Below are 25,069 nucleotides of genomic sequence, written 5' to 3'. Positions count from 1 at the left end.
GCCTTCCGGCCCTGTTCGCGGCGACGGGAAATGTTCTCCGAGCCGTAATGCGCCGTACCCGATGCCGCTAATTTTTGTGCGCTCGCTAGAGTTATTCCGTGCGCAACTACTCTACTGAAGCTGAGCCCACCACACTGGTGGGGCCGTGGCTCGAACCCCTGCTGCCGGAGCTGATCGACTTCCGGCGGGACCTGCACGCGCACCCGGAGCTCTCTTTCAAGGAGTTCCGCACCACCGACAGGCTCGCCAAGCGGCTCGAGGAAGCGGGGCTTCAGCCCCGCCGCCTCGAGGAGACGGGCCTCACGGTGGACATCGGGGAAGGGCCCATCGCCACCGCCCTGCGCGGGGACATTGATGCCCTGCCCATCATCGAGGAGACCGGGCTGCCGTTCGCCTCGAAGAACCACGGCGTCACGCACGCCTGCGGCCATGACGTCCACACCGCCACCATGCTTGGCGCGGCCCTGGTGCTGCAGCGGATGCATGAGGTGTCCCCGCTGGGCGGCACGGTGCGGATCATCTTCCAGCCGGCCGAGGAAACCATGCCCGGCGGCGCCCAGAGCTGCATTGAACAGGGCGTCCTGGAAGGGGTTCCCCGGATCCTGGCCCTGCACTGCGACCCCCGCATCGAGGTAGGCAAGATCGGCACCCGGATCGGTGCCATCACCTCCGCCTCGGACACCATCAAGATCGAACTGACCGGCCGCGGCGGCCACACCTCCCGCCCCCACCTGACCGAGGAGCTCGTCTTCGCCCTGGCGCAGATCGCCGTCAACGTTCCGGCGGTGCTGTCCCGCCGCGTCGATGTCCGGAGCGGCGTCTCCGTTGTTTGGGGCCACATTTCCGCCGGCTCCGCGCCCAACGCGATCCCGGCGAGCGGCTACATGGCGGGCACCATGCGCTGCCTCGACCGCGACGCGTGGCACAGTGCCGGCGAAATCCTGGACGAGGTGGTGCAGCAGATCGCGGCGCCCTACGGCGTGGACGTGCACCTGGAACACACCCGCGGTGTGCCCCCTGTGGTGAACTCCGAACACGAGACGGCCCTGATTGAGGCCGCTGCCCGCGCCGAGATCGGCGAAGGTGCCGTGGTTCTGACCCCGCAGTCCATGGGCGGCGAAGACTTTGCGTGGTTCCTCGCGGACCTCCCCGGCGCCATGATGCGCCTCGGCACCAAGACCCCGGGCGGCGAGGAGTACGACCTCCACCGCGGCGACTACATCCTGGACGAACGCGCCCTGGGCCTCGGCATCCAGGTCCTCACCGCCGCCGCCCTGCGCACCATCCGCGACCTCTAAACCCCCGCCGGTTCCCCGCCCTGGCCGCCGCCGGTTCCCCGGCAGGTCCTGCGGGTCTTTTGGCGTGCGGAGTTTCCCCACCTGTGACCGCACGACGCCGGGACACACCGGCGGTGGCGACCGCCACGCCGCTGCGCGCCGGGAAACGTGGGGAGATCCGGCATCGCCCCGCATTGCAAGTTCGCCGGGGAGAGCTTAATTGTTGCGCCGGGTTGTGCGCAGTTAAGTTGTGCACAATTGAATTGTGGACTAGGGTTATCAGCATGACCGACGCCCCTCGCCTCAACGCACCCCGCCTGAACCGGCAGGTTTGCTTCGCCATGTACTCGGCCTCCCGGGCGGCCACGGCGGCCTACCGGCCGATGCTCGACGAGCTGGGCCTGACCTACCCGCAGTACCTGGTGATGCTGGTGCTCTGGGAAGAGGATCCGCGCAGCGTCCGCGAGCTGGGGGAGGAGCTGGGGCTGGACTCCGGCACCCTCTCTCCGCTGCTCAAGCGGCTCGAGGCCCTGGGCTTCGTGGAACGCCGGCGCTCGGCTGCGGACGAGCGCCGGGTGGAGGTCTTCCTGACCGACGCCGGGACTGCCCTGAGCGCCCGGGCCACCGGCATCCCGCAACAACTCGCCGACGCGGCCGGACTTTCTCCGGCGGAGCTCGACCAGCTCCGCGAGACCCTCGGCCGGCTCGCCGCCGCGCTGCAGGCACCGCGCTAAAGGTTCCTTCCGCCCCGGCGCCGCGGAAGCCGCCGACGCCGAAATCGCCGGAATCGTGCTGGCTCGCCGGAAGTTTGCGGCGACTGCGCGGGCTTCCAGCGAATCCGCCGCCGGCCACCAGATTTCCCCAACAGATTGGATCCCCCTTGAAGACTCTCTATACAGCCGAGGCCCTGGCCTCAGGCGACGGCCGGGACGGCACCGCCGTAACCCGGGACGGAAAGCTCAACGTCGCCCTGGCCAGCCCGGTGGAACTCGGCGGCAGCGGCGAAGGCACCAACCCCGAGCAGCTCTTCGCCGCCGGATACGCGGCCTGCTTCCACTCAGCCCTGCGCCTCGTCGGCCGGCAGGCGAAAGCGGACCTGACCGATTCCGCCGTCGCCGCCCGGATCCACCTCGGCGCCCTTGGCGACGGGGCCGGCTTCGGCATCGCCGCCGAACTCGAGATCGCCCTGCCCGGCGTCGACCGGGAAAGCGCCGAGGCCCTCGTGGCCAAGGCCCACGAGGTCTGCCCCTATTCCAACGCCACCCGCGGCAACATCACCGTCGACATCAAGATCCTGGAGGTCGCTGCATGAGCACCAACACCAAGACCCTTCCCGCCACCACCCGTGAGATCCAGCTGGCATCCCGCCCGCACGGCCGGCCCGTGCCGGAGAACTTCCGCCTCGCCGAATCGGCCCTCCCGGAACTCCAGGACGGCCAGGTCCTGGTCCGCAACCTCTTCATCTCCGTGGATCCCTACATGCGCGGGCGGATGAACGACGTCAAGTCCTACTCGGCACCGTTCGCGCTGGACAAAGCGCTCGACGGCGGCGCCGTGGGCGAGGTCCTCGCCTCCCGTTCCGATGACCGCCAAGTGGGCGACGCAGTGGTCCATTCCCTCGGCTGGCGCGAATACGCCGTGCTCGATGCCGCTTCCACCACGCCGGCCCGCACCGACCTGGCGCCGGCGCAGGCGTTCCTCGGGGCCCTGGGCATGACCGGGCTGACGGCCTACGCCGGCCTGCTCAAGGTGGCCGAGTTCAAGGCCGGGGAAGTTGTCTTCGTCTCCGGCGCCGCGGGCGCCGTCGGGTCCCTCGTGGGGCAGATCGCCAAGGCGATGGGCGCGTCCCGCGTCATCGGCAGCGCCGGCTCGCCGGAGAAGGTGGCACGCCTGCTGGAGCTGGGCTTCGACGCAGCATTCGACTACCACGACGGCCCGGTGGCCGCGCAGCTGGCCGAGGCGGCGGGGGAGCGCGGGATCGACGTCTACTTCGACAACGTCGGCGGCGAACACCTCGAAGCCGCGCTGTCGGCGCTCACCGTCGGAGGCCGGGTGGCCATGTGCGGCGCCATCTCGCAGTACAACTCGACCGAACCCACGCCCGCCCCGCGGAACCTCATGCAGGCCATCGGCAAGCAGCTGACCCTCAAGGGTTTCCTGGTCGGCGGCTACTGGCAGTACATGGGCGAGTTCGTCGAAACCATGTCCGGCTGGCTCGCCGACGGCACCGTGCGCTACGACGAGACCATCGTGGACGGGCTCGAAAACACCCCGCAGGCCTTTATGGACCTCCTGGACGGCGCCAACACCGGCAAGATGCTGGTGCGGCTCTAACCCCACGCCGCCCCACGACGGCAGAGAACGCCCCGCACCGGAAACGTCCGGTGCGGGGCGTTCTCTTTGTACCGCTTGGTAACAAGTTCTCAACAATCTGTGGAATCGCTGTGAACTGTGCTACTTGGACGTGTCCCAGGACACTAAAGTGGCTTGCATCAGTGCGCCTCGGCGCAGTGCTGCGAAATCCATCAGTGAAAACAGCGTTTCAGCGGCAATCCCGCCAACAGACACTCATTGAGCTCCGTCGTAGCGCCTATCTCTTTCTTCCTGGAGGAAAATTGAAGAACTCTCTGCGTGCAACCTTCAAGCGCGGTTCGATGGCCGGAGTTGCCACCGCCGGTGCGGCTGCACTCCTGCTGACCGGCTGCGGTGCCGCCCCGACGGCCAGCAGCACTGCCACCGCCACGGCCAGCGACTTCACGGGCTGCATCGTGTCCGACTCGGGTGGATTCGACGACCAGTCATTCAACCAGTCCTCCTACGAGGGGCTGAAGAAGGCCGAAGCGGACCTGGGCATCAAGGTCAACCAGGCCGAGTCCAAGACCAACAACGACTTCGAACCGAACCTGCGCGCCATGGTCACGGCCGGCTGCGACCTGACCGTTACGGTCGGCTTCCTCCTCGGCGACGCCACCAAGGCCCAGGCCACGGCCAACCCGGACAGCCACTTCGCCATCATCGACTTCGGCTACGAGACCCCGATCAGCAACGTCAAGCCGATCATCTACGACACGGCGCAGGCCGCCTTCCTCGCCGGTTACCTCGCCGCCGGGACCACCAAGACCGGAACGGTTGCCACCTTCGGCGGCATCAAGATCCCCACGGTCACCATCTTCATGGACGGCTACGCCGACGGCGTGAAGTACTACAACGAGCAGAAGGGCACCGACGTCAAGGTCCTCGGCTGGGACAAGGCCAAGCAGGACGGTTCCTTCACCGGTGACTTCGAAAAGCAGGACAAGGGCAAGCAGTTCACCCAGAACTTCCTGGACCAGGGCGCGGACATCGTGATGCCCGTCGCCGGTCCGGTCGGCAAGGGCGCGGGAGCGGCCCTGAAGGAAGCCAAGGCAGCAGGCAAGGACGTCAAGCTCATCTGGGTTGACTCCGACGGCTTCCTCACGGCACCGGACTACAAGGACATCATGCTCTCCTCCGTCATGAAGCAGATGGGCGAGGCTGTCTACACCGTTGTCAAGCAGGACAAGGACGGCCAGTTCAACAACACCCCGTACGTTGGCACCCTCGCGAACGACGGCGTGCAGCTGGCACCGTTCCACGACCTGGAGTCCGCGGTTCCGGCCGAACTGAAGTCGGAGCTGGACCAGATCAAGAAGGACATCGCCGACGGCAAGCTGAAGGTTGAATCCGCAGCAAGCCCGAAGGTCTAACTTCCTTTAGCTACAGCGCCACGGCCCGTCCGGTCACCACCGCACGGGCTGTGGCGCTTTTCGTTGGGCGGGCAGGCTCCGCTTCCGGCTGCAGGCACTACGCTGGTTCTGCAGCCCCATCACCCGTCCGGGCCACAAGCCTCCGGACACTTCGAGATTGGTCAGAGTTTTGAAACTTGAACTCAAGGGGATCACCAAACGCTTCGGCTCCCTGGTAGCCAACGACCACATTGACGTGGTGGTTGAACCCGGGCAGATTCACTGTCTGCTCGGTGAGAACGGCGCGGGCAAGTCCACGCTGATGAACGTCCTCTACGGACTGTACGAACCCACCGAGGGCCAGATCCTCATCGACGACAAACCCGTCACCTTCCGCGGCCCGGGCGACGCCATGGCCGCAGGCATCGGCATGGTGCACCAGCACTTTATGCTGGTCCCGGTCTTCACGGTCGCCGAAAACGTTGCCCTGGGCGCCGAGACCACCAAGGCCGGCGGCTTCCTGAACCTGGACGACACACGCCGGAAGATCAAGGAGATCTCGGACCGCTACGGCTTCGACGTCGACCCCGACGCGCTGATCGAGGACCTCCCGGTCGGCGTGCAGCAGCGCGTGGAAATCATCAAGGCCCTGGTCCGCGATGCCAAGGTGCTCATCCTCGACGAGCCCACCGCCGTGCTCACCCCGCAGGACACCGACGAGCTGCTGGACATCATGCGCCAGCTCAAGAGCCACGGGACCTCGATTGTGTTCATCTCGCACAAGCTCCGCGAGGTTAAAGCAGTCTCCGACACCATCACGGTGATCCGGCGCGGCAAGGTGGTGGGCACCGCCGACCCGGGCGCCTCGACCACCGAACTGGCCTCGCTCATGGTGGGCCGGGCCGTGAGCCTGACCCTCGACAAGGCCCCGGCCACCCCGCAGGAAACCACGTTCCAGGTCAAGGACCTCACTGTCATCGCCCCCAGCGGCCAGCACGTGGTGGACGGCATCAGCTTCGACATCGCCCGCGGCGAGATCCTCGCCGTCGCCGGTGTCCAGGGCAACGGACAGACCGAACTGACCGAGGCGATCCTCGGCCTGCAGGAACGCGCCCACGGCTCCATCCTGCTCGACGGCGAGGAGCTCCTTGGCCGCAGCGTCAAGGACGTCCTCAACGCCGGCGTCGGCTTCGTGCCGGAAGACCGCTCGGTGGACGGCCTGATCGGCACGTTCTCGATCGCCGAGAACCTGATTCTGGACCGTTATGACAAGGCCCCGTTCGCCAAGGGCATCAGCATGAGCCCGGCCAAGGTCCTGGAGAACGCCAAGACCCGGATCGACGAGTTCGACGTCCGCACCCCGTCCGGTTCCCTTGCCGCCGGCACCCTGTCCGGCGGCAACCAGCAGAAGGTGGTCATGGCCCGGGAGCTTTCCCGGCCGCTGCGCCTCTTCATCGCCTCCCAGCCCACCCGCGGCGTGGACGTGGGGTCCATCGAGTTCCTGCACAAGCGCATCGTGGCCGAGCGCGACCACGGGACACCCGTCATGATCGTCTCGACCGAACTGGACGAGGTGATCGAGCTCGCCGACCGGATCGCCGTGCTGTACAAGGGCAAGCTGGTCGGGATCGTCCCGGCCGGCACCGGACGCGACGTCCTCGGCCTGATGATGGCAGGCCTTTCCCCGCAGGATGCCCTCGCCGACGCCGCGAGCCGGCAGCAGGCCGACGCCGCCAGCCGGCAGCAGCCCGCCGGCCAGCCCGCCGACCAGACCGCCGCCCAGACCGCCGGAACCGCCGCCGAGAGAACAGCAACAGACCAGGCGCCCGCCGCCCAGCCCGTGCAGGAGCCCCGCTCCGGCGCCGTAGGAGACGACCATGAGTGAGAACAACGAGCCGAAACGCCCGGCCGACCCGGATCCGGACCGGATCCGCACCACCCAGTCCCCGGCAGGGGAAGCGGAGCCCCTGGAGGACGACGCCGAGTTCGTCAGCACGCTGGACACCGCCGGCGGCGCGATGCGGCCGTCCGCCGTCCCGGTCTCCGCCCAGAGCGGGACCCTCCCCGGCGAGGAACGGCCGGACTCCGTGCTGCGCCAGATCTTCACCGGCAACGGCATCGTGACCATCCTGGCCGTCCTCCTCGCGCTGATCCTTGGCGGGCTGCTCATCGCGAGTACGGACAAGGTGGTCGCGGCCACGTCGACGTACTTCTTCGCCCGGCCCACCGACTTCTTCGCGGCCGTCTGGTCCGCCGCCACCAGCTCCTACGTTGCGCTCTTCCAGGGCGCCGTCTTCAACCCGCGCGCAAACGCCGTCTCCGGACAGTTCGCGCCGCTGATGGAGACCCTCACCATCGCCACCCCGCTGATCACCGCCGGCCTCGGTGTGGCCCTGGCCTTCCGTGCCGGCCTGTTCAACATCGGCGCCCAGGGCCAGATCATCATGTCCGGCATCCTGGCCGCTTGGGTGGGCTTCGCGCTGCACCTGCCGGTGGGGCTGCACCTGCTGCTCGTCCTGGTCGCCGGCGTGATCGGCGGTGCCGTCTGGGGCGGACTGGTGGGTGTGCTCAAGGCGAAGACCGGAGCGCATGAGGTCATCGTGACCATCATGTTCAACTACATCGCCCTGTATTTCCTGCGCTACCTGCTGGACACGGATCTGTTCCAGCGGCCGGGGGAGACCACCCCGATTTCCCCCATCCTCGACCCGTCCGCGCTGTACCCGCAGATCTTCGGCAGCCAGTACCGGCTGCACCTTGGCTTCCTGCTGGCCATCGCGGCCACCCTGTTCGTCTCGTGGCTGCTGAACCGCTCCACGATCGGCTTCGAATTCCGCGCCGTCGGCGCCAACCCCAAGGCCGCACTGACCGCCGGCATCAACGTCCCCCGCGCCACCATCCTCGTGATGACCATGGCCGGCGGCCTGGCCGGGCTGGCCGGCGTCGCGCAGGTGGCAGGCACCGAGAAGGTCCTGACCGACGGCGTCGCCGCAACGTACGGCTTTGACGCCATCACCGTGGCGCTGCTGGGACGCTCGACGCCGTGGGGCACGTTCGCTGCCGGCATCCTGTTCGGCGCCTTCCGGGCCGGTGCGGTCCAGATGCAGATCCAGACCGGTACTCCCATCGACATCGTGCTGGTGGTCCAGTCCCTCATTGTGCTGTTTATCGCGGCGCCGCCGCTGGTCCGGGCGATCTTCGGACTGAACCCGCGCAAGAAGAAAGCCGCACCCGCCGGCAAGTCCCCGAAGGCAGCAACCACCGGAGGTGCAGCATGAGCACAACAGCAACAGCGCCCGTTCCGGGCGGCCCGCAGGGAAAACCAGAACAGGCCAAAGGACCCGCACAGGGAATGTCCGCCAAGCCCGTGACCTGGAAGCTGCCGGTGACACTGGCCGTGCTGGCCGTCGTCGGCTTTATCTTCTTCGGCCTGCTGGGCCCCCAGTCGACTGCGAAGTTCGGTGTGTCCTCCGGCGGCGACTTCTTCCAGCTGCCGGCCATCGAAGTTCCGGCCTTCCTGTCCGGGATTGTCCTCTCGCTGGTCCTGCTGGGCCTGGCTGGTTACGCCCTGGTCCTGAAGGCCAAGCAGAACCGGCGGCCGCCGCGCTGGCTCCCGGTCGTGTTCACCGTGGTCTTTGTGGTCGCGTTCCTGATCTGGGTGGTGGGCGGCGCCAGGACGCCCAGCATCTCGCTGGCCGGCCTGATCGCCGGGTCCGTGACCCTCGCCGTGCCGATCGTCTTCGGCTCCCTCTCCGGAGTCCTCTGCGAACGCGCCGGCGTGGTGAACATCGCCATCGAAGGCCAGCTCCTCGGCGGCGCCTTCACGGCCGCGATCGTCGCCAGCGTGACGGACAACCCGTACCTCGGCCTGCTCGCGGCGGCCGTGGCCGGCGCCCTGGTGTCGATGGTGCTGGCCGTGTTCAGCATCAAGTACGTGGTCAACCAGATCATCGTCGGCGTGGTGCTCAACGTCCTCGTCTCCGGGCTCACGGGCTTCCTGTTCAGCACCGTGATGCAGGCCAACAAGGAAATGTTCAATTCGCCCGGCCGGCTGCCGATCATCGAGATCCCCGTCCTGTCCAGCATCCCGGTCCTCGGCCCCATCCTCTTCAAGCAGTCCGTCGTCGGCTACCTGATGTACGTGGCCGTGATTGTTGTCTGGATCGGGCTGTTCAAGACCAAGTGGGGCCTCCGCGTCCGTTCCGTGGGTGAACACCCGCAGGCTGCCGACACCCTCGGCATCAAGGTCAACGCCACCCGCTTCTGGAACGTCACGCTCGGCGGCGCGGTGGCCGGCATCGGCGGATCGTTCTTCACCCTTGTGGCCATTGACAGCTTCACCAAGGAAATCTCTGGCGGGCGCGGCTTCATCGCCCTCGCCGCTATGATCCTGGGCCGCTGGAATCCGATCGGGGCTTTCTTCGCGGCGCTGCTGTTCGGCTTCGCGGACAACCTGCAAAGCATTGTGACGATCATCGGCACCCCGGTGCCGAGCCAGTTCATGGCGATGCTGCCGTACCTCGTGACCGTGTTTGCCGTGGCCGGCCTGGTCGGCCGTACCAGGCCTCCGGCCGCGAGCGGCATACCGTACGTGAAGGGTTGACGGCGGTGGACGGGAACGACGTCGACTGGGCCGCCCTCGAGGCCGCCGCGGTCGCCGCCATGAAGAACGCCTATGCGCCGTACTCGAAGTTCGCGGTGGGGGCAGCGGCCCTCACCGCGGACGGCCGGATTGTCAGCGGCTGCAACGTCGAAAACGCCAGCTATGGCCTGACCCTGTGCGCCGAATGCGCGCTGGTGGGCAACCTGCAGATGACCGGCGGCGGCCTGCTCCGCGCCTTCTACTGCGTGGATGCCGGCAGCAACGTCCTGATGCCCTGCGGACGCTGCCGGCAGCTGCTCTACGAATTCCGGGCTCCCGACATGGAGCTCATGACCACACAGGGAATCAAGACCATGGACCAGGTCCTTCCCGACGCCTTTGGCCCCCAACACCTGGAGGAAACCCGGTGACAACCACCCCGAACCCCAGCGCCGGTAACGCTAACGCGTTCGACGCCGTCGACATCATCCGCATCAAGCGGGACAAGGGCGTGCTCAGCCCGGCCCAGATCGACTGGACCATCGACGCCTACACCCGCGGCGCGATCGCGGACGAACAGATGGCCGCCCTGAACATGGCCATCCTGCTCAACGGCATGGACCGCTCCGAGATCTCCCGCTGGACCGCGGCGATGATCGCCTCCGGTGAGCGGATGGACTTCTCCAGCCTGCGCCGGCCCGACGGCGGCGTGAAGCCGACGTCGGACAAGCACTCCACCGGCGGTGTGGGGGACAAGATCACCCTGCCGCTGGCGCCGCTGGTCGCCGTGTTCGGCGTGGCCGTGCCCCAGCTGTCCGGCCGCGGCCTCGGCCACACCGGCGGCACCCTGGACAAGCTCGAGGCGATCCCGGGCTGGCGGGCAGCGCTGAGCAACGAGGAGATGCTGGCCCAGCTGCAGGATGTGGGCGCTGTCATCTGCGCCGCCGGCGCCGGGCTGGCCCCGGCCGACAAGAAGCTCTACGCGCTGCGCGACGTCACCGGCACGGTGGAAGCCATCCCGCTGATCGCGTCCTCGATCATGAGCAAGAAGATCGCCGAGGGCACCGGCTCGCTGGTGCTGGACGTCAAGGTGGGCAGCGGCGCGTTTATGAAGGACGAAGCCCGGGCCCGGGAGCTGGCCGAAACCATGGTGGCCCTGGGCAAGGACGCCGGGGTCAACACGGTGGCGCTGCTGACCAACATGAACACGCCCCTGGGTCTCACGGCGGGCAACGCCATCGAGGTCGAGGAATCCGTGGAGGTCCTCGCCGGCGGCGGCCCGGAAGACGTCGTCGAACTTACGGTCCGGCTGGCGGAGGAAATGCTGGCCTGCGCCGGCGTCCACGACGCCGATCCGCGCGCCGCGCTGCGTGACGGCCGGGCCATGGACGTCTGGAACCGGATGATCGAGGCGCAGGGCGGCGACCCGCGCGCCAAGCTCCCGGTCGCCAAGGAATCCGAGGTCATCTACGCCCCGGCCGACGGCGTGCTGGTGGAGCTCGACGCGATGGCCGTCGGCGTCGCCGCCTGGCGCCTCGGGGCCGGACGCGCCCGCAAGGAGGACCAGGTCCAGGCCGGTGCCGGGGTGCGGATGCACGCCAAGCCGGGCGCCGTGGTCAAGGCCGGGGAGCCGCTCATGACCCTCCTGACGGACACACCGGAGAAGTTCGGGCGGGCCAAGGACGCACTGGAGCATGCCGTGGTGATTGCCCCCGAGGGTTCCCGGCCGGCGCAGCAGCTCATCCTCGACCGCATCGCCTGAGAGCCGCGTTGCCCGGCAGAGCCGTTGCCCTGTCACTTGTGGTCGCTAAACCCGCTTGACCCGCGGGTTGACCCCCAGAAGTGACAGGGCAGGCTGCCGGTACACTGGCACGACAGCTGTCCCCCCGTTGTTTGGTAGGAATCCGTGCAGGCGATCAACGACTTCATCCTGGCCGCAGCAGGCCAACCCTGGGTGCTGTACCTGGTGTTTGCATGCTGCGTGATTGACGGTTTTTTCCCGCCCATTCCCAGCGAGTCCGTGGTGGTGGGGCTCGCGGCGGTGGCCTCCACCGCCGACGTGCCCAACCCGGCGCTCCTGGCCGCCACGGCCGCTGCCGGGGCGTTCCTCGGCGACAACATCGCCTACCTGATCGGCCGCCGCACCGGAACGCGGCGCTGGGCCTGGATGCGGGGGCACCGGATGCAGCGGGCCTTCCGGTGGGCGGGCGCTGAACTGCGGAAACGGCCGGCCTCCCTGATCCTCGTGGCGCGGTTCGTGCCGATCGGCCGGGTGGCGGTCAACCTGACGGCTGGCGCCACACACTTCCCGCAGCCGCGCTTTGTTGGGCTGACGGTCCTCTCCGCGGTGCTCTGGGCTGCCTACTCCGTCGCAATCGGCCTCTTCTTCGGCCAATGGTTTGAAGAGAACCATCTGCTCGGGGTGATCGTCGCCGTCATCTGCGCGATCGGCCTGGGCATCGTGGTGGACCTCGTCATCAGCCGGCTGCGCGGCAGGCTGCCCGACGACGCCGCACAGCGGGTCCCGCCGGCCGAGCCGTAGGATTCCGCGGCCCGGGAAGTCAGCAGATTTATCCGGCCGGAACGTAGCGGATCCTGGTCCGCCGTGGGACACTGAAGAGCGCTTTTCGTCACTTTCCTAGGAGCAACGCCCGCGTGGAATTTATCAATGAGGCTATCCTCCATGCCGCGGGACAATGGTGGATTTACCCGATTCTGACGCTCTTCTGCTTCATCGACGGATTTGTTCCGATCCTGCCGAGTGAAACCCTGATCGTCGCCCTGGGTGCCCTTTCCGTCACGTCCGGCCAGCCGAACATGTGGTGGGTGATGGCTGCGGCCGCCCTGGGTGCCGTCGCCGGCGACAACATGGCCTATCTGCTGGGCCGGCATATCGGCGTTGAACGCTTCCGCTGGATGCGCAAACCGAAGGTCCAGCGCGCGCTGAACTGGGCCCGGTACGAACTCGACAAGCGCGGGGCCATGCTCATCTTCACGGCCCGCTACATCCCCGTGGGCCGCGTGGCCGTCAACTGGATCGCCGGCACCACCGCCTACCCGCACCGCCGCTTCATCATCCTCGACCTGTTCGCCTCCATCACCTGGGTGGCCTACTCCGCCGGCGTCGGCATCGTCGCCGGCAACTGGGTCCATGAGCACCCGCTGCTGGGGGTGGGCATCGCGATTGCCTTCGCCATTGTGCTGGGCATCGTGATCGACCACCTGCTGACCTGGCTGCACCGCTGGCGCGACACCCGCGGTGCTGCCGCGGCCGCCAGCCGCGCTGCGAGCCTCGCCGCCGACGCCAAGGCAGCGCACGCCAAGGAAGCGCAGGCTGAGGCGGTGCACGCCAAGGAGGCGCAGGCTGAGACACCGCAGCCCACGAAGGCGCAGCCCACCACAACGCTGGCCAAGGCACAGCACACCACGGTGGCGCGTCCCGCCGCCCCGGCACCCCTGGCGTCACCGGCCGACGTCGAAGCCTAAACCGCACCCGGCCGCCCGGCTGGTATTGCCCGGCCTCCGACCCTAAGGTTGGAACGTGACTGAGATAATTCTTGACGCTGCCCCTGACCTCGACTTCGACCTGAAGGGCCTCCCCAAGGTTTCCCTTCACGACCATCTGGACGGCGGACTGCGTCCGGCCACCATCATTGAACTGGCCGAGGCCGTCGGGCACACGCTGCCCTCCACCGACCCCGTAGCCCTGGGGGAGTGGTTCCGCGAATCCGCCGACTCCGGCTCCCTGGTCCGCTACCTTGAGACCTTCGACCACACCGTGGCCGTGATGCAGACGAAGGAAGGCCTCTTCCGCGTCGCCAAGGAATTCGTCGAGGACCTCGCTGACGACGGCGTTGTCTACGGCGAGGTGCGCTGGGCGCCCGAGCAGCACCTTGCGAAGGGACTGAGCCTGGACGAGGCCGTCGAAGCCGTGCAGGCGGGCCTGGATGCCGGTGTCGACGCCGTCGCCGAATCCGGCCGCGACATCCAGGTCGGCCAGCTGATCACCGCCATGCGCCACGCCGACCGCGGTCAGGAGATCGCCGAGCTGGCGGTCCGCCACCGCAACAACGGAGCCGTCGGCTTCGACATCGCCGGCGCGGAGGACGGGTTCCTTCCGTCCCGGTTCAAGGACGCGTTCACCTACCTCGCGCAGCACAACTTCCCGGCCACGGTCCACGCCGGGGAAGCCGCGGGGCTCGAGAGCATCCAGTCCGCCCTGGTGGACGGCCGGGCCCTGCGCCTGGGCCACGGTGTCCGCATTGCCGAGGACGTCACCGTCGAATTCGAGGACGACGAGGATGCCGAGAGCGACGAGTTCGGCGACAACATCGGCATGGTCACCCTCGGCGAGCTGGCCAGCTGGGTCCGCGACCGCGGGATCGCCCTGGAGATCTGCCCGTCGTCGAACCTGCAGACCGGCGCCATCGCCGGCTTCGGCGAGGGCATCGACAGCCACCCGCTGGACATGCTCTACCAGCTGGGCTTCAACGTCACCATCAACACGGACAACCGGCTGATGAGCGGCGTCACCCTCACCGACGAGTTCGAGCTGCTGGTCGAGACGTTCGACTACGACCTCGATGACCTGCTGGAGCTGACGCTGAACGCCGCCGAGGCCGCCTTCCTGCCGCTTGAGGAGAAGGAAGCCCTCGTCGAGTACATCAACGAGGCCTACGCCGACCTTGGCTGAGACGGACTCCACTGCGGTGGGCGCGCTGATGGGGACGATAGCTGACCTGCGCGCCCACTGCCCCTGGATGGGCGCCCTCACCCACGAATCCCTCGTGGAGTACCTCCTCGAGGAGGCCTACGAGGTGGCGGAAACCATCGAGACGGCCGGCAGCGATCCGGAGCTGAAGGCCGAACTCGGCGACGTCCTGCTCCAGGTAGTGCTCCACGCCGGCCTCGCCGAGGAGCGCGGCGCCTTTACCCTCAACGACGTCGCCCGCGGACTCCACGCCAAAATGGTCCGCCGCAACCCGCATGTGTTCCGCGCCGACGGGTCGCTGCAGGAGTCCTTCCCGGCGACCGTGGAGGAAATCGTCCGGACGTGGGACGCCGTCAAACGCTCGGAGCAGGTGCTGCACTCCAGCGCTGAAACGTCCCGGCACGCGGCGCTCGGCGGGGTCCCCGCCGCCCTTCCGGCGCTGGCCCGGGCGCAGAAACTGCTCGACCGCGCCGAACGGGCAGGCCTCCCGGGGCCTGCGCAGCCGGTGGAGGTCCCGGCGACCGAAGCTGAGCTCGGCGACCTGCTCTTCGCCATAACAGCCGCCGCCCGCGCCCGGGGGCTGGACGCCGAACGTGCCCTGCGGGGCGCGAACCGCCGCTTCCAGTCCGGCCAGGCCCCGGCCCCGCCGCAAGAACCGAGTGAACCAGCCGAGTGATCCGCCACAAATGACGTCCGGGGACTGGATAGGTTTCTGTAACTTATCCCACTCTCGACTAGGCTGGGTACCGACGAGGACGTCGGTCTTTCAGCTTGATTCCCAGCTAGATTTCCCATCAGATTCCCAGCAGACCGCTTCACCCAAAGGAGCCAATCCATGGCGCTTATCGATGCCATCCACGCCCGCGAGATCCTCGATTCCCGGGGCAACCCCACCGTAGAAGTTGAAGTCCTGCTCTCGGACGGCCAGATCGGCCGCGCGGCAGTACCCTCCGGCGCCTCCACCGGCGAGCACGAGGCCGTTGAACTCCGCGACGGCGACAAGGGCCGTTACCTCGGCAAGGGCGTCCAGAAAGCCGTCGACGCCGTCATCGACCAGATTGCCCCGGCCCTGATCGGCTTCGACGCCACGGACCAGCGCAGCATCGACCAGTCGATGATCGACCTGGACGGCACCGCCAACAAGAGCAAGCTCGGCGCCAACGCCATCCTGGGTGTCTCCCTGGCGGTCGCCAACGCAGCCGCGGCCTCCGCCGACCTGCCGCTCTACAAGTACCTCGGCGGCCCGAACGCGCACGTCCTGCCCGTCCCGCTGATGAACATCCTCAACGGCGGCTCGCACGCCGACTCCGACGTCGACATCCAGGAATTCATGGTTGTCCCGCTGGGCGCCGAGACCTTCTCCGAGGGCCTGCGCTGGGGCGTCGAGGTCTACCACGCCCTCAAGGCTGTGCTCCAGGCCAAGGGCCTGTCCACCGGCCTCGGCGACGAAGGCGGCTTCGCGCCGAACCTCCCGTCCAACCGCGCCGCACTGGACCTCATCCAGGAAGCCATCCGGAACGCCGGCTACACCCCGGGCCAGGACATCGCCCTCGCCCTCGACGTCGCTTCGTCCGAGTTCTACAAGGACGGCGCCTACCAGTTCGAGGGCAAGTCCCTCAGCTCCTCCGAGATGAGCGCCTACTACGCCGAGCTCGTTGCCGACTACCCGCTGGTGTCCATTGAGGATCCGCTGGATGAAAACGACTGGGAGGGCTGGAAGACGCTCACCGACACCATCGGCGACAAGGTCCAGATCGTGGGTGACGATCTCTTCGTTACCAACCCGGAGCGCCTGCAGACCGGCATCGACTCGAAGACCGCCAACTCGCTCCTGGTCAAGGTCAACCAGATCGGTTCGCTGACCGAAACGCTCGACGCCGTCTCCCTCGCCCAGCGCGCGGGTTACACCACCATCACCTCGCACCGCTCCGGCGAGACCGAGGACACCACCATCGCCGACATCTCCGTCGCCACCAACGCCGGCCAGATCAAGACCGGTGCCCCGGCCCGCTCCGAGCGCGTGGCCAAGTACAACCAGCTGCTGCGCATCGAAGAAGAACTCGACGACGCCGCACGCTACGCCGGCCGGAGCGCCTTCCCGCGTTTCAAGGGCTAGTAACAGCACGAACCGCGAACCGGTGGCTATGGTTGAAAGACCATGGCCACCGGTTCCGTCTTTGGCACCTGCGGTGCCCGGCCCGGGCCGCGGACAGCAGCACAGATGACAGGAGTGACATGGCCACCCGCCGACCCAAGGTTCCCCGGGCCACGCCTGCGGCCCCGAAGTCTCCGGAAGCGGGCGACGGCGGCGACGTCATCCAGGCTGATTTCGGCGGCACACGCGGTGCCCACCCCGGCCCCGCGGGAAAAACCGCCCCGCACCCCGCCGTGCCCGGCCAGCATCCCGGCCACGCCGCGCGCGCCGGCTCCGGCCCCGCTAAATCCGGCCCCGCCAAATCCGGCCCCGTCAAGCCCGGCCCTGCCAAGTCCGGCGCTGCCACATCGGGCGCCGCCAAGTCCGGCGGCGCGAAGTCCGCTGCTGCCGGGACCGGCCCGGCACAGAAGCCGGCGGCGCCGGGCACCCCGGGCAAGGCTGCCGCCACCGGCCCGGCTCCCGGCACCGGGCCGGGCGAAGAGCACCCCGTCCCCGCCAAGGCCTTCTCCGGCCGCATGCTGGCGCTGCTGGTGGTCATGATTGCCATCACCATCATGCTGGCGCCCACGGTCAAGATCTACTTCGAAAAACGGGCCGAAATCGCCGCGCTGGAGGCCGACATCGCGGCCAAGCAGTCCGAGCAGGATGACCTCCGGCGGCAGGTCTCGCGGTGGCAGGATCCGAATTACGTGAAGCAACAGGCCCGCGACCGCATTAACATGGTTATGCCCGGCGAGACGGGCTACTGGGTTTTCGGCAGCGATCTTCCTGCCGGGTCCACCGGTGGCGCGGCCGGCACAGGATCAGCACAAGACCCGGCCGAACTGCCGTGGGTGGACTCCCTCTGGGACTCCATCCGGCGTTCGGCGACAGACTAAAAACGCGGTGCCCGCCGCAGGATTGTCCGCCGGATAACCAGACAGGGCAGGAAGGGCCGCCCCCGTGGACCAGAACCGAGTGGACCAGACGCCCACGGCAGTGGACAGCGGCGCAGGAACCCCGGCAGCGCCGGAGGACCCCCGCCCCGCTGCGGAGTCACGCCGGCCCTCGCCCCGCGACCTCGATGTCCTGAGCCGGCAGCTGGGCCGTCCGGTGCGCGACGTCGTCGAGATCCCCGCCCGCTGCGTCTGCGGCAACCCGCTGGTGGCGGCCACCTCGCCTCGGCTGAGCAACGGCACCCCGTTCCCCACCACCTTCTACCTCACCCACCCCGTCATCACCTCGGCTGTGTCGCGGCTCGAGGCCGCGGGCCTGATGAACGAGATGAACGAACGGCTCGGGGGAGACAGCGGCCTCGCCGCGGACTACCGTGCAGCCCACGAAGCGTACCTGGTGTCCCGCGCCGAGATCGGCGCACGGTCCGGAATCGGAGCCGTCCCCGAAATTGACGGCATCTCCGCCGGCGGGATGCCCGCCCGCGTCAAGTGCCTGCACGTCCTGGTGGGCCACTCACTGGCCGCCGGTCCCGGGGTGAACCCGCTCGGGGACGAAGCCCTCGCCGCGATCAGCGAATGGTGGACCAAGGACCGGTGCTACTGCGACGGCGCCTGGGACACCGGCGGGGAGGCCCCCTCGCAGGACCTCAGCCGGCACGGACCGCAGGGCCTGCCCGAGATCGTGGGCCGCCCGGCCCCGGTCCGGAAGTCCCGCACGGAGGAACCCGGCGCCGCCGGCGCGAACGGGGCCGGCCAGTGACCCGCGTCGCCGCCATCGACTGCGGCACCAACTCGATCCGCCTGCTCATCGCCGACGTCAACGGCGCCGATGCCGGCAACGGCGCCGCGGCGCCCCGGCTGGCCGACGTCGTGCGCGAAATGCGCGTGGTCCGGCTGGGCCAGGGCGTGGACGCCACCGGCGAACTGGCCCAGGAAGCCCTGGACCGGACCTTCGCCGCCACCGCGGACTATGCCGCGCAGATCCGCAACTACGAGGCCACCAGCGTGCGGTTCGTCGCCACGTCGGCCACCCGCGACGCCCGCAACCGGCAGGTCTTCGTCGACGGCATCCGTGAGATCCTCGGCGTCGAGCCCGAGGTGGTCACCGGGGACGAAGAGGCCGCGCTGTCCTTCGCCGGCGCCAGCAGCGTCCTGCCCTCTCGCGGGCAGGATCCCGTCCTCGTGGTGGACCTCGGCGGCGGCAGCACGGAGTTTGTGCTCGGCAACGCCGACGGCGTCATAGCCGCCAAGTCCGTGGACATCGGCTGTGTCCGGATGACCGAACGGCACCTGCAAAGCGACCCGCCCACGGCAGCGCAGATCGCCGCCGCAGAGGCAGACGTCGACGCCGCCATCGATGAAGCCGCGCGGACGGTGCCGCTGGACCGCAGCGCCGCCGTCGTCGGGGTGGCGGGATCCATCACCACCATCACGGCGCACGCGCTGGCCCTGCCGGAGTACTCCGCGGCGGCCATCCACGGCACGGAACTTTCGCTGGACGCCGTGCGCCAGGCCTGCACCGAACTGCTCGGGATGACCCATGCGGAGCGTGCCGCGCTGCCCTACATGCACCCCGGCCGGGTGGACGTGATTGGCGCCGGCGCCCTCGTCTGGCGGCGGGTCCTGGAGCGCCTGGCCGGTGCCACAGATGGCAGGGTCGCGACGGCCGTGACCAGTGAACACGATATTCTTGACGGAATTGCCCTGAGTATTGTTTAGGCCGCAGGGGTTCAGCCGGGCCGCAGTGAACCAGGCAGGCAACTGGCAGCAGAGCGACCGTACGGCCACCAGCCACCCCCGCCGATAGGACCCGAATGACCAGAGCAACAGACCGGCGCCGCCGGACCGCCTCCGCGTTGATGGCCTTGGCCCTGGCGGGCGGCACCGCCGCCATCACCCTCGCAGCCGCACCCGCCGCACATGCCGACGAATGGCGGGACAAGCAGTACTGGCTGGACGAATCCGGCATCACCAAGGCCTGGGAGGTGTCCAAGGGCGCCAACGTCAAGATCGCCGTGATCGACAGCGGCGTGGACGGCAAGCACCAGGACCTCGCCGGCGTGCTGGCCGGCGGCGTCGACGTCTCCGGCGCCGGGAGTCCGGACGGCCAGAAAAGCATCGGGGCGAAGCCCGAGCACGGAACCCTCGTCGCCACCATGCTGGCCGGCCGCGGGCACCAGCCCGCCGATTCAACTGCCAAGCCCAGCCCGAGTGCCGGCCCCACGGTGGGGCCGGACGGCATCGTGGGAGTGGCGCCCGAGGCGCAGCTCCTGTCTGTCTCCACCTGGCTCGGATCGGCAAACCCCGGCGGGAAGAGCGACCAGGACCAGATACCCCAGGCCGTCCGCTGGGCCGTCGACAACGGGGCCGGCGTCATCAACATCTCACTCGGCAGCACCTCGCCGGAATGGCCGCAGAGCTGGGACGCCGCCTTCCTCTACGCCGAGCAGAAAAACGTTGTAATCGTAGCTGCCGCCGGCAACCGCGGGGGCGGCAACGTCCAGGTGGGGGCTCCGGCCACCATCCCCGGGGTGCTGACCGTCGCCGGGCTGGACCGCAAGGGAACCGCCAGCATCGATTCCTCGTCCCAAGGCATCAGCATCGGCGTCGCCGCCCCGGCGGAAGACCTGATCGGCGGCCTGCCGGGCGGCGACTACACCGAATGGGCCGGCACCTCAGGGGCAACCCCCATCGTCGCCGGCGTGGCCGCGCTGATCCGGTCCAAGTGGCCGGACATGACGGCCAACCAGGTCATCAACAGAATCGTCAGCACCGCGAAGGACGCCGGTGCGCCGGGCCGCGACCCGCTGTACGGTTTCGGGATCCTCGACGCCGAGGCTGCGCTCAAGGACGACGTGCCCGAAACCCGACTGAACCCGCTCGGCTCGATTTCCGACTGGATCCGGGTGCACCGGCGGGGCAATCTGGCCACGACGCCGGCCGCCGCCGCGGCGCCGCCCACCAGTGCGGCGCCCACCCTCCCGGAGGCCACCGTGCCGGTTGCCGAAGCCCCGTCCGGGCTGGACAGCGCCGTGCCCGCGATGGTGGTTCTTGGTTTCGGCGGGTTGTTCCTGTGCATCGTGGGAGCGGCCGTGTTCCAGATCAGGCGGGCCGTGCGCGCGGCCCCCGCGGCAGGCCCGGATGGCGCGGGCAGCCCGGGCACCGGGGTGCTTGATCCGGTGGATTCCGGCGGCAAACCGTAGTTAGTGAAGTTTTTCACAAACTACGGTATTCTTGAGGGCATGGCATCCTCCCCTCAGCTCCAGGACCGTCCCAGGGTACTCGTCGTCGGCGGCGGGTACGTCGGCCTGTACGTAGCCCTCAAACTGCAGAAGAAGATCGCGAATGCCGGTGGCATCGTCACCGTCGTTGATCCCCTGCCCTACATGACCTACCAGCCCTTCCTCCCCGAAGTTGCCGGCGGCAACATCGAGGCACGCCACGCCGTTGTCTCGCACCGCAAGCACCTGAAGCAGACTGAGCTCATCCAGGGCCGCGTCACCTCGATCGACCACGCCAACCGCACCGCCGTGGTTGCCCCGGCCGACGGCGGAGCGAACTTCGAGGTTCCTTACTTCGACGTCGTTGTGGCCGCAGGTGCGATCACCCGGACGTTCCCGATCAAGGGCCTCGCGGACAAGGGCATCGGCCTCAAGACCATCGAGGAGGCCGTCGCCCTGCGCAACGGCGTGCTCGAGCGGATCGAAACCGGCTCGCTCATGACCGACCCGGTGGAGCGCGCCCGCGCCCTGACCTTCGTCGTCGTCGGCGGCGGCTTCGCCGGCATCGAGTGCATCACCGAAATGGAAGACCTGGCCCGCGCCGCGGTCAAGAACAACCCGCGCGTCAAGCAGGAGGAAGTCCGCTTCGTCCTGGTCGAGGCCATGGGCCGGATCATGCCCGAAGTGACGGAGAGCCAGGCCCAGTGGGTCGTCGAGCACCTCCGCAGCCGCGGCATCGAGGTCCTCCTGAACACCTCGCTGGACAACGCCGAGGGTTCGCTGAAGCTCATCAACCTCCCGGACAAGACCCCGGCCCAGGAATTCGAGTCGGACACCCTCGTCTGGACCGCCGGTGTCCAGGCGAACCCGATGATCCGTTCCACCGACTTCCCGCTGGAGCCGCGCGGGCGCGTCCGCGTCCTCCCGGACCTGCGCATCGCGGGCGACGAGGGCATCATTGACAATGCCTGGGCTGCCGGCGACATCGCCGCCGTCCCGGACCTCACGGGCAACGGCCTGCCGGACGGCACCTGCGTCCCCAACGCCCAGCACGCCCTGCGCCAGGCCAAGCGGCTCGCCAAGAACCTGTGGGCGTCCCGCTGGGACAAGCCGCTGACCGACTACAAGCACAAGAACCTGGGCGCCGTCGCCGGCTTCGGCGAATGGAAGGGTGTGGCCAACCTCAAGGTCGTGGGCCGCATCGGCCTCAAGGGCCCGCTGGCCTGGCTGGCACACCGTGGCTACCACGGCCTGGCCATGCCCACCGTGGAGCGCAAGATCCGCGTGATCTCCAACTGGCTCTGGTCCTTCTTCCTGGGCCGCGACACCACGCAGCTGATGGACCTGGACAACCCGCGCGGCGCCTTCGTTGCCGCCGCGACACCGGCCCCCAAGCCGGCGGCTGCCCCCGCGGCACCGCCCGCCGAGGCGCCCGCCGGTAAGCCGGCGGCTGCTTCCGCGGAACCGCCCGCCAGTAAGCCTGCGGACAAGGAAGCGGTTTCGGCCGAGTCCAAGTAGCACTGCAGCAGCCTTCGACGGCGGCCGTTCCCTTGGGGGAGCGGCCGCCGTCGCCGTTAACCCGCGGTACCGCGCCTAGACTGGCTCCATGACCGCTGAAAAGGACCTCCACACCCTGCTGGCCACCATGCGGCCGGAGCTCCGCGAGGGCGAATTCGTCTACGTCCTCTGGCCCGAAGGCCGGCCCCTCGCCGGTGGGGTCTCCGCCGTTGTCCGCGAGGCGGAGGGCCTGACCGTGGTGCTGCCGCGCGCGGAGGCCGACAGCCTTGGACTGTCCTACGACTTCGTCGGAGCCTGGATCACCCTGCAGGTGCATTCCTCGCTCGAAGCCATCGGCTTGACCGCAGCCGTCAGCGCCGCCCTGACCGGAGCAAAGATCAGCTGCAACGTCCTCGCCGGATTCCACCATGACCACATCCTCGTCCCGGTGGCCGACGCCGAGCGGGCGCTCGAGGTGCTGCATGAACTGGTCGCCGCCTGCGGGGACGAGCAGCCAGCCCCCGAGCTGGTGCTGCGAAGCGAGCAGCCCGCGGACCGCCCCGCCATTCTCGCGCTCACCGCCGCGGCGTTTGCCGTCTCCCCGGTCACCGGGCTGCCCGTGCAGGGCGTCCCCGAAGAGGTGGGGCTCCTGGCCGGGCTCTTCGACTGCGAGGACTACCTGCCGCAGTTCAGCATCGTCGCCGAGCAGGGCGGCGACATCGTGGGGCACGTCATCAGCACCCGGGGCAGGGCGGGGGAGCTGGCACTCCTGGGCCTGGGGCCCATCGGCGTCGTGCCGCGGCTGCAGCGCCACGGCATCGGCAGCGCCCTGATGAAGGAAACGATTGCCCGCGCCAACGCGGCGGGGGAGCGGGGCATTGCCCTGCTGGGCGACCCGGAGTACTACTCGCGGTTTGGCTTCGTGGCGGCGGCGTCGCTCGGTGTGGGGGCCCCCGATCCGGCCTGGGGTGCGCATTTCCAGCTGCTGCCGCTGGCCCTGTGGCCCGGCGGCGCGAGCGGGACCTTCCGCTACGCCGAGCCGTTCGGCGGCACCTAGCTGTACACGGGGGCGTACACCGTGTTGCCGGTCCGGCGGGATACCATGGACCGGGCGCCCCAGTAGCCCAATTGGCAGAGGCAGCGGACTTAAAATCCGCGTGTTGTGGGTTCGAGTCCCACCTGGGGCACTTTCGCCGGCAGGCTCCGCTCAGGCCGGCAGATTTCCTCTATGCAACGAGTGTTATAAGGATGTGACCGTAGTCACTTTGGATCGGGCCGGAATTGCACTAGCTTGAAGTTAAATCAGGAACACCTGATCTTTCGCATCAAAGGCCGTTCGCACCTTTAGATCGAGGAGATTGTAAATGACTTCACTCCCCCAGGCGGCGCCGCGCATTGCCAAGCTCACCGCTTTGAGCATCGGCGTCGCCCTTCTGGCCACGGCTTGTGGTGGCTCGTCCACCCCGACGGCGACCGGATCCGGAACCGCTTCCGCCAACGCCGCGGGCATCGCTTGCCCGGCGCCCAGTGCCGGTGCTGGCGCCGGCACGGCTGCCGCGACCAACACCGGGCCGGTTCCCGCATCGAGCACCACCACCGACACCCCGCTGAAGATCGGTTCCCTCCTGCCGACCACCGGCTCGCTGGCCTTCCTCGGCCCGCCCGAAATCGCGGGTGTCAACCTTGGCATCAAGGAAGTCAACGACGCCGGCGGTGTGCTGGGCAAGCCCGTCGAGGTTATCCACCGCGACTCCGGTGACACCAAGACGGACATCGCCACGCAGTCCACCACCGCCCTGCTGGGCCAGGGCGTCAGCGCGATCATCGGTGCTGCATCCTCCGGCGTCTCCAAGACCGTGATCAACCAGATCACCGGCGCGGGCGTCATCCAGTTCTCCCCGGCCAACACCTCGCCGGACTTCACCGAGTGGGACGACAAGGGCCTCTACTGGCGCACCGCCCCCTCGGACGTCCTGCAGGGCAAGGTCCTCGGTAACTACATGGCTACCTGTGGCGCCCAGACCGTTGGCATGATCGTACTGAACGACGCTTACGGAACCGGCCTCGCGAAGAACGTGAAGTCCGCGTTCGAGGCGGCAGGCGGCAAGGTTGTGGCCGAGGAGCTCTTCAACGAAGGCGACTCCCAGTTCAGCAGCCAGGTCGACAAGGTCCTGGCCGCGAAGCCGGACGCCATCGCCCTGATCACCTTCGACCAGGCCAAGAGCATCGTCCCGCTGATGACCGGCAAGGGCGTCAAGCCCACGCAGATGTTCCTCGTGGACGGCAACACGTCCGACTACAGCAAGGACTTCCAGGCCGGCACCCTCAAGGGCGCCCAGGGCACCATCCCCGGCACGTTCGCGAAGGAAGACTTCCGCACGAAGCTCCTGGCCATCGATCCGGCCCTGAAGGACTTCAGCTACGCAGGCGAGTCCTACGACGCCGTGAACCTGATTGCATTGGCTTCCGAAGCCGCCAAGAGCACCAAGGGCGTCGACATCGCCGCTCAGCTCAAGGCAGTCTCTGAAGTTGGCGAGAAGTGCTCCGACTTCCCGTCCTGCGTCACCCTGCTCCGCGAAGGCAAGGACATCGACTACGAAGGCCAGTCCGGCCCCGTAACGTTCTCCGACGCCGGCGACCCGACGGAAGCCTACATCGGCATCTACGAGTACCAGGATGACAACAGCTACAAGGCATCCAAGGAAGAGTTCGGCAAGCTCTAAGCCCGCCGCTTCCTAGCCACCACGAGGCCCCCGTCCACCGGACGGGGGCCTCGTGCGTGCGGGGGGAGGGAAGCCGGGTACGCAGCGCGCGGCAGGCTTTCCGGCGGCTCCGCAGTGTGCCCGACGGCGGGAGTCCGGCACGGCGTCCCGGCGGACCGGCCAGAACCCTGCGCCGTGTGACGCCGTAGTCGTTCTGGGGGAGAGCGCTCGGTGAGACAAAAGCCGAGGGCGACGGGGGCAGGTGCTTGTGAAAGCGCCGTTGTT

At 68.4% G+C, this 25,069-nt stretch carries 22 protein-coding genes and 1 tRNA gene; all 23 read left to right on the top strand.

Translation table 11 applies throughout. The features are described 5' to 3' along the window. Positions 1 to 98 precede the first annotated feature (98 nt). On the top strand, positions 99 to 1,298 hold the full coding sequence (locus ACTWQD_RS11075) for an amidohydrolase (RefSeq protein ID WP_443196166.1): 1,200 nt from the start codon (positions 99 to 101) through the stop codon (positions 1,296 to 1,298). Positions 1,299 to 1,561: 263 nt separating this feature from the next. Beyond that, positions 1,562 to 2,011 carry a MarR family winged helix-turn-helix transcriptional regulator gene (locus ACTWQD_RS11070; protein WP_443196165.1) on the top strand — a complete coding sequence of 150 codons (450 nt, stop codon included), beginning with the start codon at positions 1,562 to 1,564 and terminating at the stop codon, positions 2,009 to 2,011. Positions 2,012 to 2,157: 146 nt separating this feature from the next. Then, positions 2,158 to 2,589, top strand: a complete 432-nt coding sequence (locus ACTWQD_RS11065) for an organic hydroperoxide resistance protein (RefSeq protein ID WP_443196164.1) — start codon at positions 2,158 to 2,160, stop codon at positions 2,587 to 2,589. Continuing rightward, positions 2,586 to 3,611 carry an NADP-dependent oxidoreductase gene (locus ACTWQD_RS11060; RefSeq protein ID WP_443196163.1) on the top strand — a complete coding sequence of 342 codons (1,026 nt, stop codon included), beginning with the start codon at positions 2,586 to 2,588 and terminating at the stop codon, positions 3,609 to 3,611. The genes ACTWQD_RS11065 and ACTWQD_RS11060 overlap by 4 nt, the downstream gene beginning before the upstream one ends. 281 nt (positions 3,612 to 3,892) lie before the next feature. After that, entirely contained in the window at positions 3,893 to 5,002 is a 1,110-nt protein-coding gene (locus ACTWQD_RS11055; protein WP_443196162.1) for a BMP family lipoprotein, read from the top strand. Positions 5,003 to 5,171: 169 nt separating this feature from the next. Further along, positions 5,172 to 6,866 carry an ABC transporter ATP-binding protein gene (locus ACTWQD_RS11050; RefSeq protein ID WP_443196161.1) on the top strand — a complete coding sequence of 565 codons (1,695 nt, stop codon included), beginning with the start codon at positions 5,172 to 5,174 and terminating at the stop codon, positions 6,864 to 6,866. Beyond that, positions 6,859 to 8,259: an ABC transporter permease gene (locus ACTWQD_RS11045; RefSeq protein WP_443196160.1), complete on the top strand. Its 1,401-nt coding sequence runs from the start codon at positions 6,859 to 6,861 to the stop codon at positions 8,257 to 8,259. The genes ACTWQD_RS11050 and ACTWQD_RS11045 overlap by 8 nt, the downstream gene beginning before the upstream one ends. Further along, a complete protein-coding gene (locus tag ACTWQD_RS11040; RefSeq protein ID WP_443196159.1) occupies positions 8,256 to 9,584 on the top strand; it encodes an ABC transporter permease in 1,329 nt (442 codons plus the stop codon). Before ACTWQD_RS11045 ends, ACTWQD_RS11040 begins: the two co-directional genes overlap by 4 nt. Positions 9,585 to 9,589: 5 nt before the next feature. Further along, positions 9,590 to 9,994 carry a cytidine deaminase gene (locus ACTWQD_RS11035; RefSeq protein WP_443196158.1) on the top strand — a complete coding sequence of 135 codons (405 nt, stop codon included), beginning with the start codon at positions 9,590 to 9,592 and terminating at the stop codon, positions 9,992 to 9,994. After that, complete coding sequence (locus tag ACTWQD_RS11030) at positions 9,991 to 11,325, top strand: thymidine phosphorylase (protein WP_443196157.1); 1,335 nt, start codon at positions 9,991 to 9,993, stop codon at positions 11,323 to 11,325. The genes ACTWQD_RS11035 and ACTWQD_RS11030 overlap by 4 nt, the downstream gene beginning before the upstream one ends. A 144-nt stretch (positions 11,326 to 11,469) precedes the next feature. Next, positions 11,470 to 12,105, top strand: coding sequence for a DedA family protein (locus ACTWQD_RS11025; RefSeq protein WP_443196156.1), 636 nt, complete (start codon positions 11,470 to 11,472; stop codon positions 12,103 to 12,105). 113 nt (positions 12,106 to 12,218) lie between these two features. Continuing rightward, positions 12,219 to 13,049 carry a DedA family protein gene (locus ACTWQD_RS11020; protein WP_443196155.1) on the top strand — a complete coding sequence of 277 codons (831 nt, stop codon included), beginning with the start codon at positions 12,219 to 12,221 and terminating at the stop codon, positions 13,047 to 13,049. A 55-nt stretch (positions 13,050 to 13,104) separates the two neighbouring features. Then, positions 13,105 to 14,256 (top strand): adenosine deaminase, encoded by a 1,152-nt coding sequence (locus tag ACTWQD_RS11015; protein WP_443196154.1) that lies wholly within the window; start codon positions 13,105 to 13,107, stop codon positions 14,254 to 14,256. 28 nt (positions 14,257 to 14,284) lie between these two features. Continuing rightward, positions 14,285 to 14,950 carry a MazG nucleotide pyrophosphohydrolase domain-containing protein gene (locus ACTWQD_RS11010; RefSeq protein WP_443196209.1) on the top strand — a complete coding sequence of 222 codons (666 nt, stop codon included), beginning with the start codon at positions 14,285 to 14,287 and terminating at the stop codon, positions 14,948 to 14,950. A gap of 159 nt (positions 14,951 to 15,109) precedes the next feature. Next, a complete protein-coding gene (gene eno / locus ACTWQD_RS11005; RefSeq protein WP_443196153.1) occupies positions 15,110 to 16,390 on the top strand; it encodes a phosphopyruvate hydratase in 1,281 nt (426 codons plus the stop codon). A 119-nt stretch (positions 16,391 to 16,509) separates the two neighbouring features. After that, positions 16,510 to 17,307, top strand: coding sequence for a septum formation initiator family protein (locus ACTWQD_RS11000; protein ID WP_443196152.1), 798 nt, complete (start codon positions 16,510 to 16,512; stop codon positions 17,305 to 17,307). Positions 17,308 to 17,407: 100 nt separating this feature from the next. Continuing rightward, on the top strand, positions 17,408 to 18,124 hold the full coding sequence (locus ACTWQD_RS10995; RefSeq protein WP_443196208.1) for a DUF501 domain-containing protein: 717 nt from the start codon (positions 17,408 to 17,410) through the stop codon (positions 18,122 to 18,124). Next, entirely contained in the window at positions 18,121 to 19,083 is a 963-nt protein-coding gene (locus tag ACTWQD_RS10990; RefSeq protein ID WP_443196151.1) for a Ppx/GppA phosphatase family protein, read from the top strand. Before ACTWQD_RS10995 ends, ACTWQD_RS10990 begins: the two co-directional genes overlap by 4 nt. Positions 19,084 to 19,178: 95 nt before the next feature. Further along, positions 19,179 to 20,567: a S8 family serine peptidase gene (locus tag ACTWQD_RS10985; RefSeq protein ID WP_443196150.1), complete on the top strand. Its 1,389-nt coding sequence runs from the start codon at positions 19,179 to 19,181 to the stop codon at positions 20,565 to 20,567. A 39-nt stretch (positions 20,568 to 20,606) separates the two neighbouring features. Beyond that, the gene (locus ACTWQD_RS10980; RefSeq protein ID WP_443196149.1) at positions 20,607 to 22,103 is read left to right on the top strand and encodes an NAD(P)/FAD-dependent oxidoreductase; all 1,497 of its coding nucleotides are present in this window, start codon (positions 20,607 to 20,609) and stop codon (positions 22,101 to 22,103) included. Positions 22,104 to 22,191: 88 nt separating this feature from the next. Beyond that, on the top strand, positions 22,192 to 23,139 hold the full coding sequence (locus ACTWQD_RS10975) for an N-acetyltransferase (protein WP_443196148.1): 948 nt from the start codon (positions 22,192 to 22,194) through the stop codon (positions 23,137 to 23,139). Between the two features lie 56 nt (positions 23,140 to 23,195). Next, positions 23,196 to 23,269: transfer RNA gene (locus ACTWQD_RS10970), tRNA-Leu, on the top strand. 177 nt (positions 23,270 to 23,446) lie between these two features. Then, positions 23,447 to 24,805 carry an ABC transporter substrate-binding protein gene (locus ACTWQD_RS10965; protein WP_443196147.1) on the top strand — a complete coding sequence of 453 codons (1,359 nt, stop codon included), beginning with the start codon at positions 23,447 to 23,449 and terminating at the stop codon, positions 24,803 to 24,805. Positions 24,806 to 25,069 lie beyond the last annotated feature (264 nt).

Source organism: Pseudarthrobacter sp. 1C304 (genome assembly GCF_052245515.1).
In the GTDB taxonomy this organism is placed as follows: Bacteria; Actinomycetota; Actinomycetes; order Actinomycetales; family Micrococcaceae; genus Arthrobacter.
Note: the sequence above shows the minus strand (reverse complement) of the source record. Positions and strands in the feature narration are given on the sequence as shown.

Coding starts and splice junctions, on each gene's coding strand:
- eno (WP_443196153.1), top strand. CDS start 15,110: ATGGCGCTTATCGATGCCATCCACGCCCGCGAGATCCTCGATTCCCGG.
- ACTWQD_RS10965 (WP_443196147.1), top strand. CDS start 23,447: ATGACTTCACTCCCCCAGGCGGCGCCGCGCATTGCCAAGCTCACCGCT.
- ACTWQD_RS11010 (WP_443196209.1), top strand. CDS start 14,285: ATGGGGACGATAGCTGACCTGCGCGCCCACTGCCCCTGGATGGGCGCC.
- ACTWQD_RS11040 (WP_443196159.1), top strand. CDS start 8,256: ATGAGCACAACAGCAACAGCGCCCGTTCCGGGCGGCCCGCAGGGAAAA.
- ACTWQD_RS11070 (WP_443196165.1), top strand. CDS start 1,562: ATGACCGACGCCCCTCGCCTCAACGCACCCCGCCTGAACCGGCAGGTT.
- ACTWQD_RS10985 (WP_443196150.1), top strand. CDS start 19,179: ATGACCAGAGCAACAGACCGGCGCCGCCGGACCGCCTCCGCGTTGATG.
- ACTWQD_RS10980 (WP_443196149.1), top strand. CDS start 20,607: ATGGCATCCTCCCCTCAGCTCCAGGACCGTCCCAGGGTACTCGTCGTC.
- ACTWQD_RS11060 (WP_443196163.1), top strand. CDS start 2,586: ATGAGCACCAACACCAAGACCCTTCCCGCCACCACCCGTGAGATCCAG.
- ACTWQD_RS11045 (WP_443196160.1), top strand. CDS start 6,859: ATGAGTGAGAACAACGAGCCGAAACGCCCGGCCGACCCGGATCCGGAC.
- ACTWQD_RS11000 (WP_443196152.1), top strand. CDS start 16,510: ATGGCCACCCGCCGACCCAAGGTTCCCCGGGCCACGCCTGCGGCCCCG.
- ACTWQD_RS10975 (WP_443196148.1), top strand. CDS start 22,192: ATGACCGCTGAAAAGGACCTCCACACCCTGCTGGCCACCATGCGGCCG.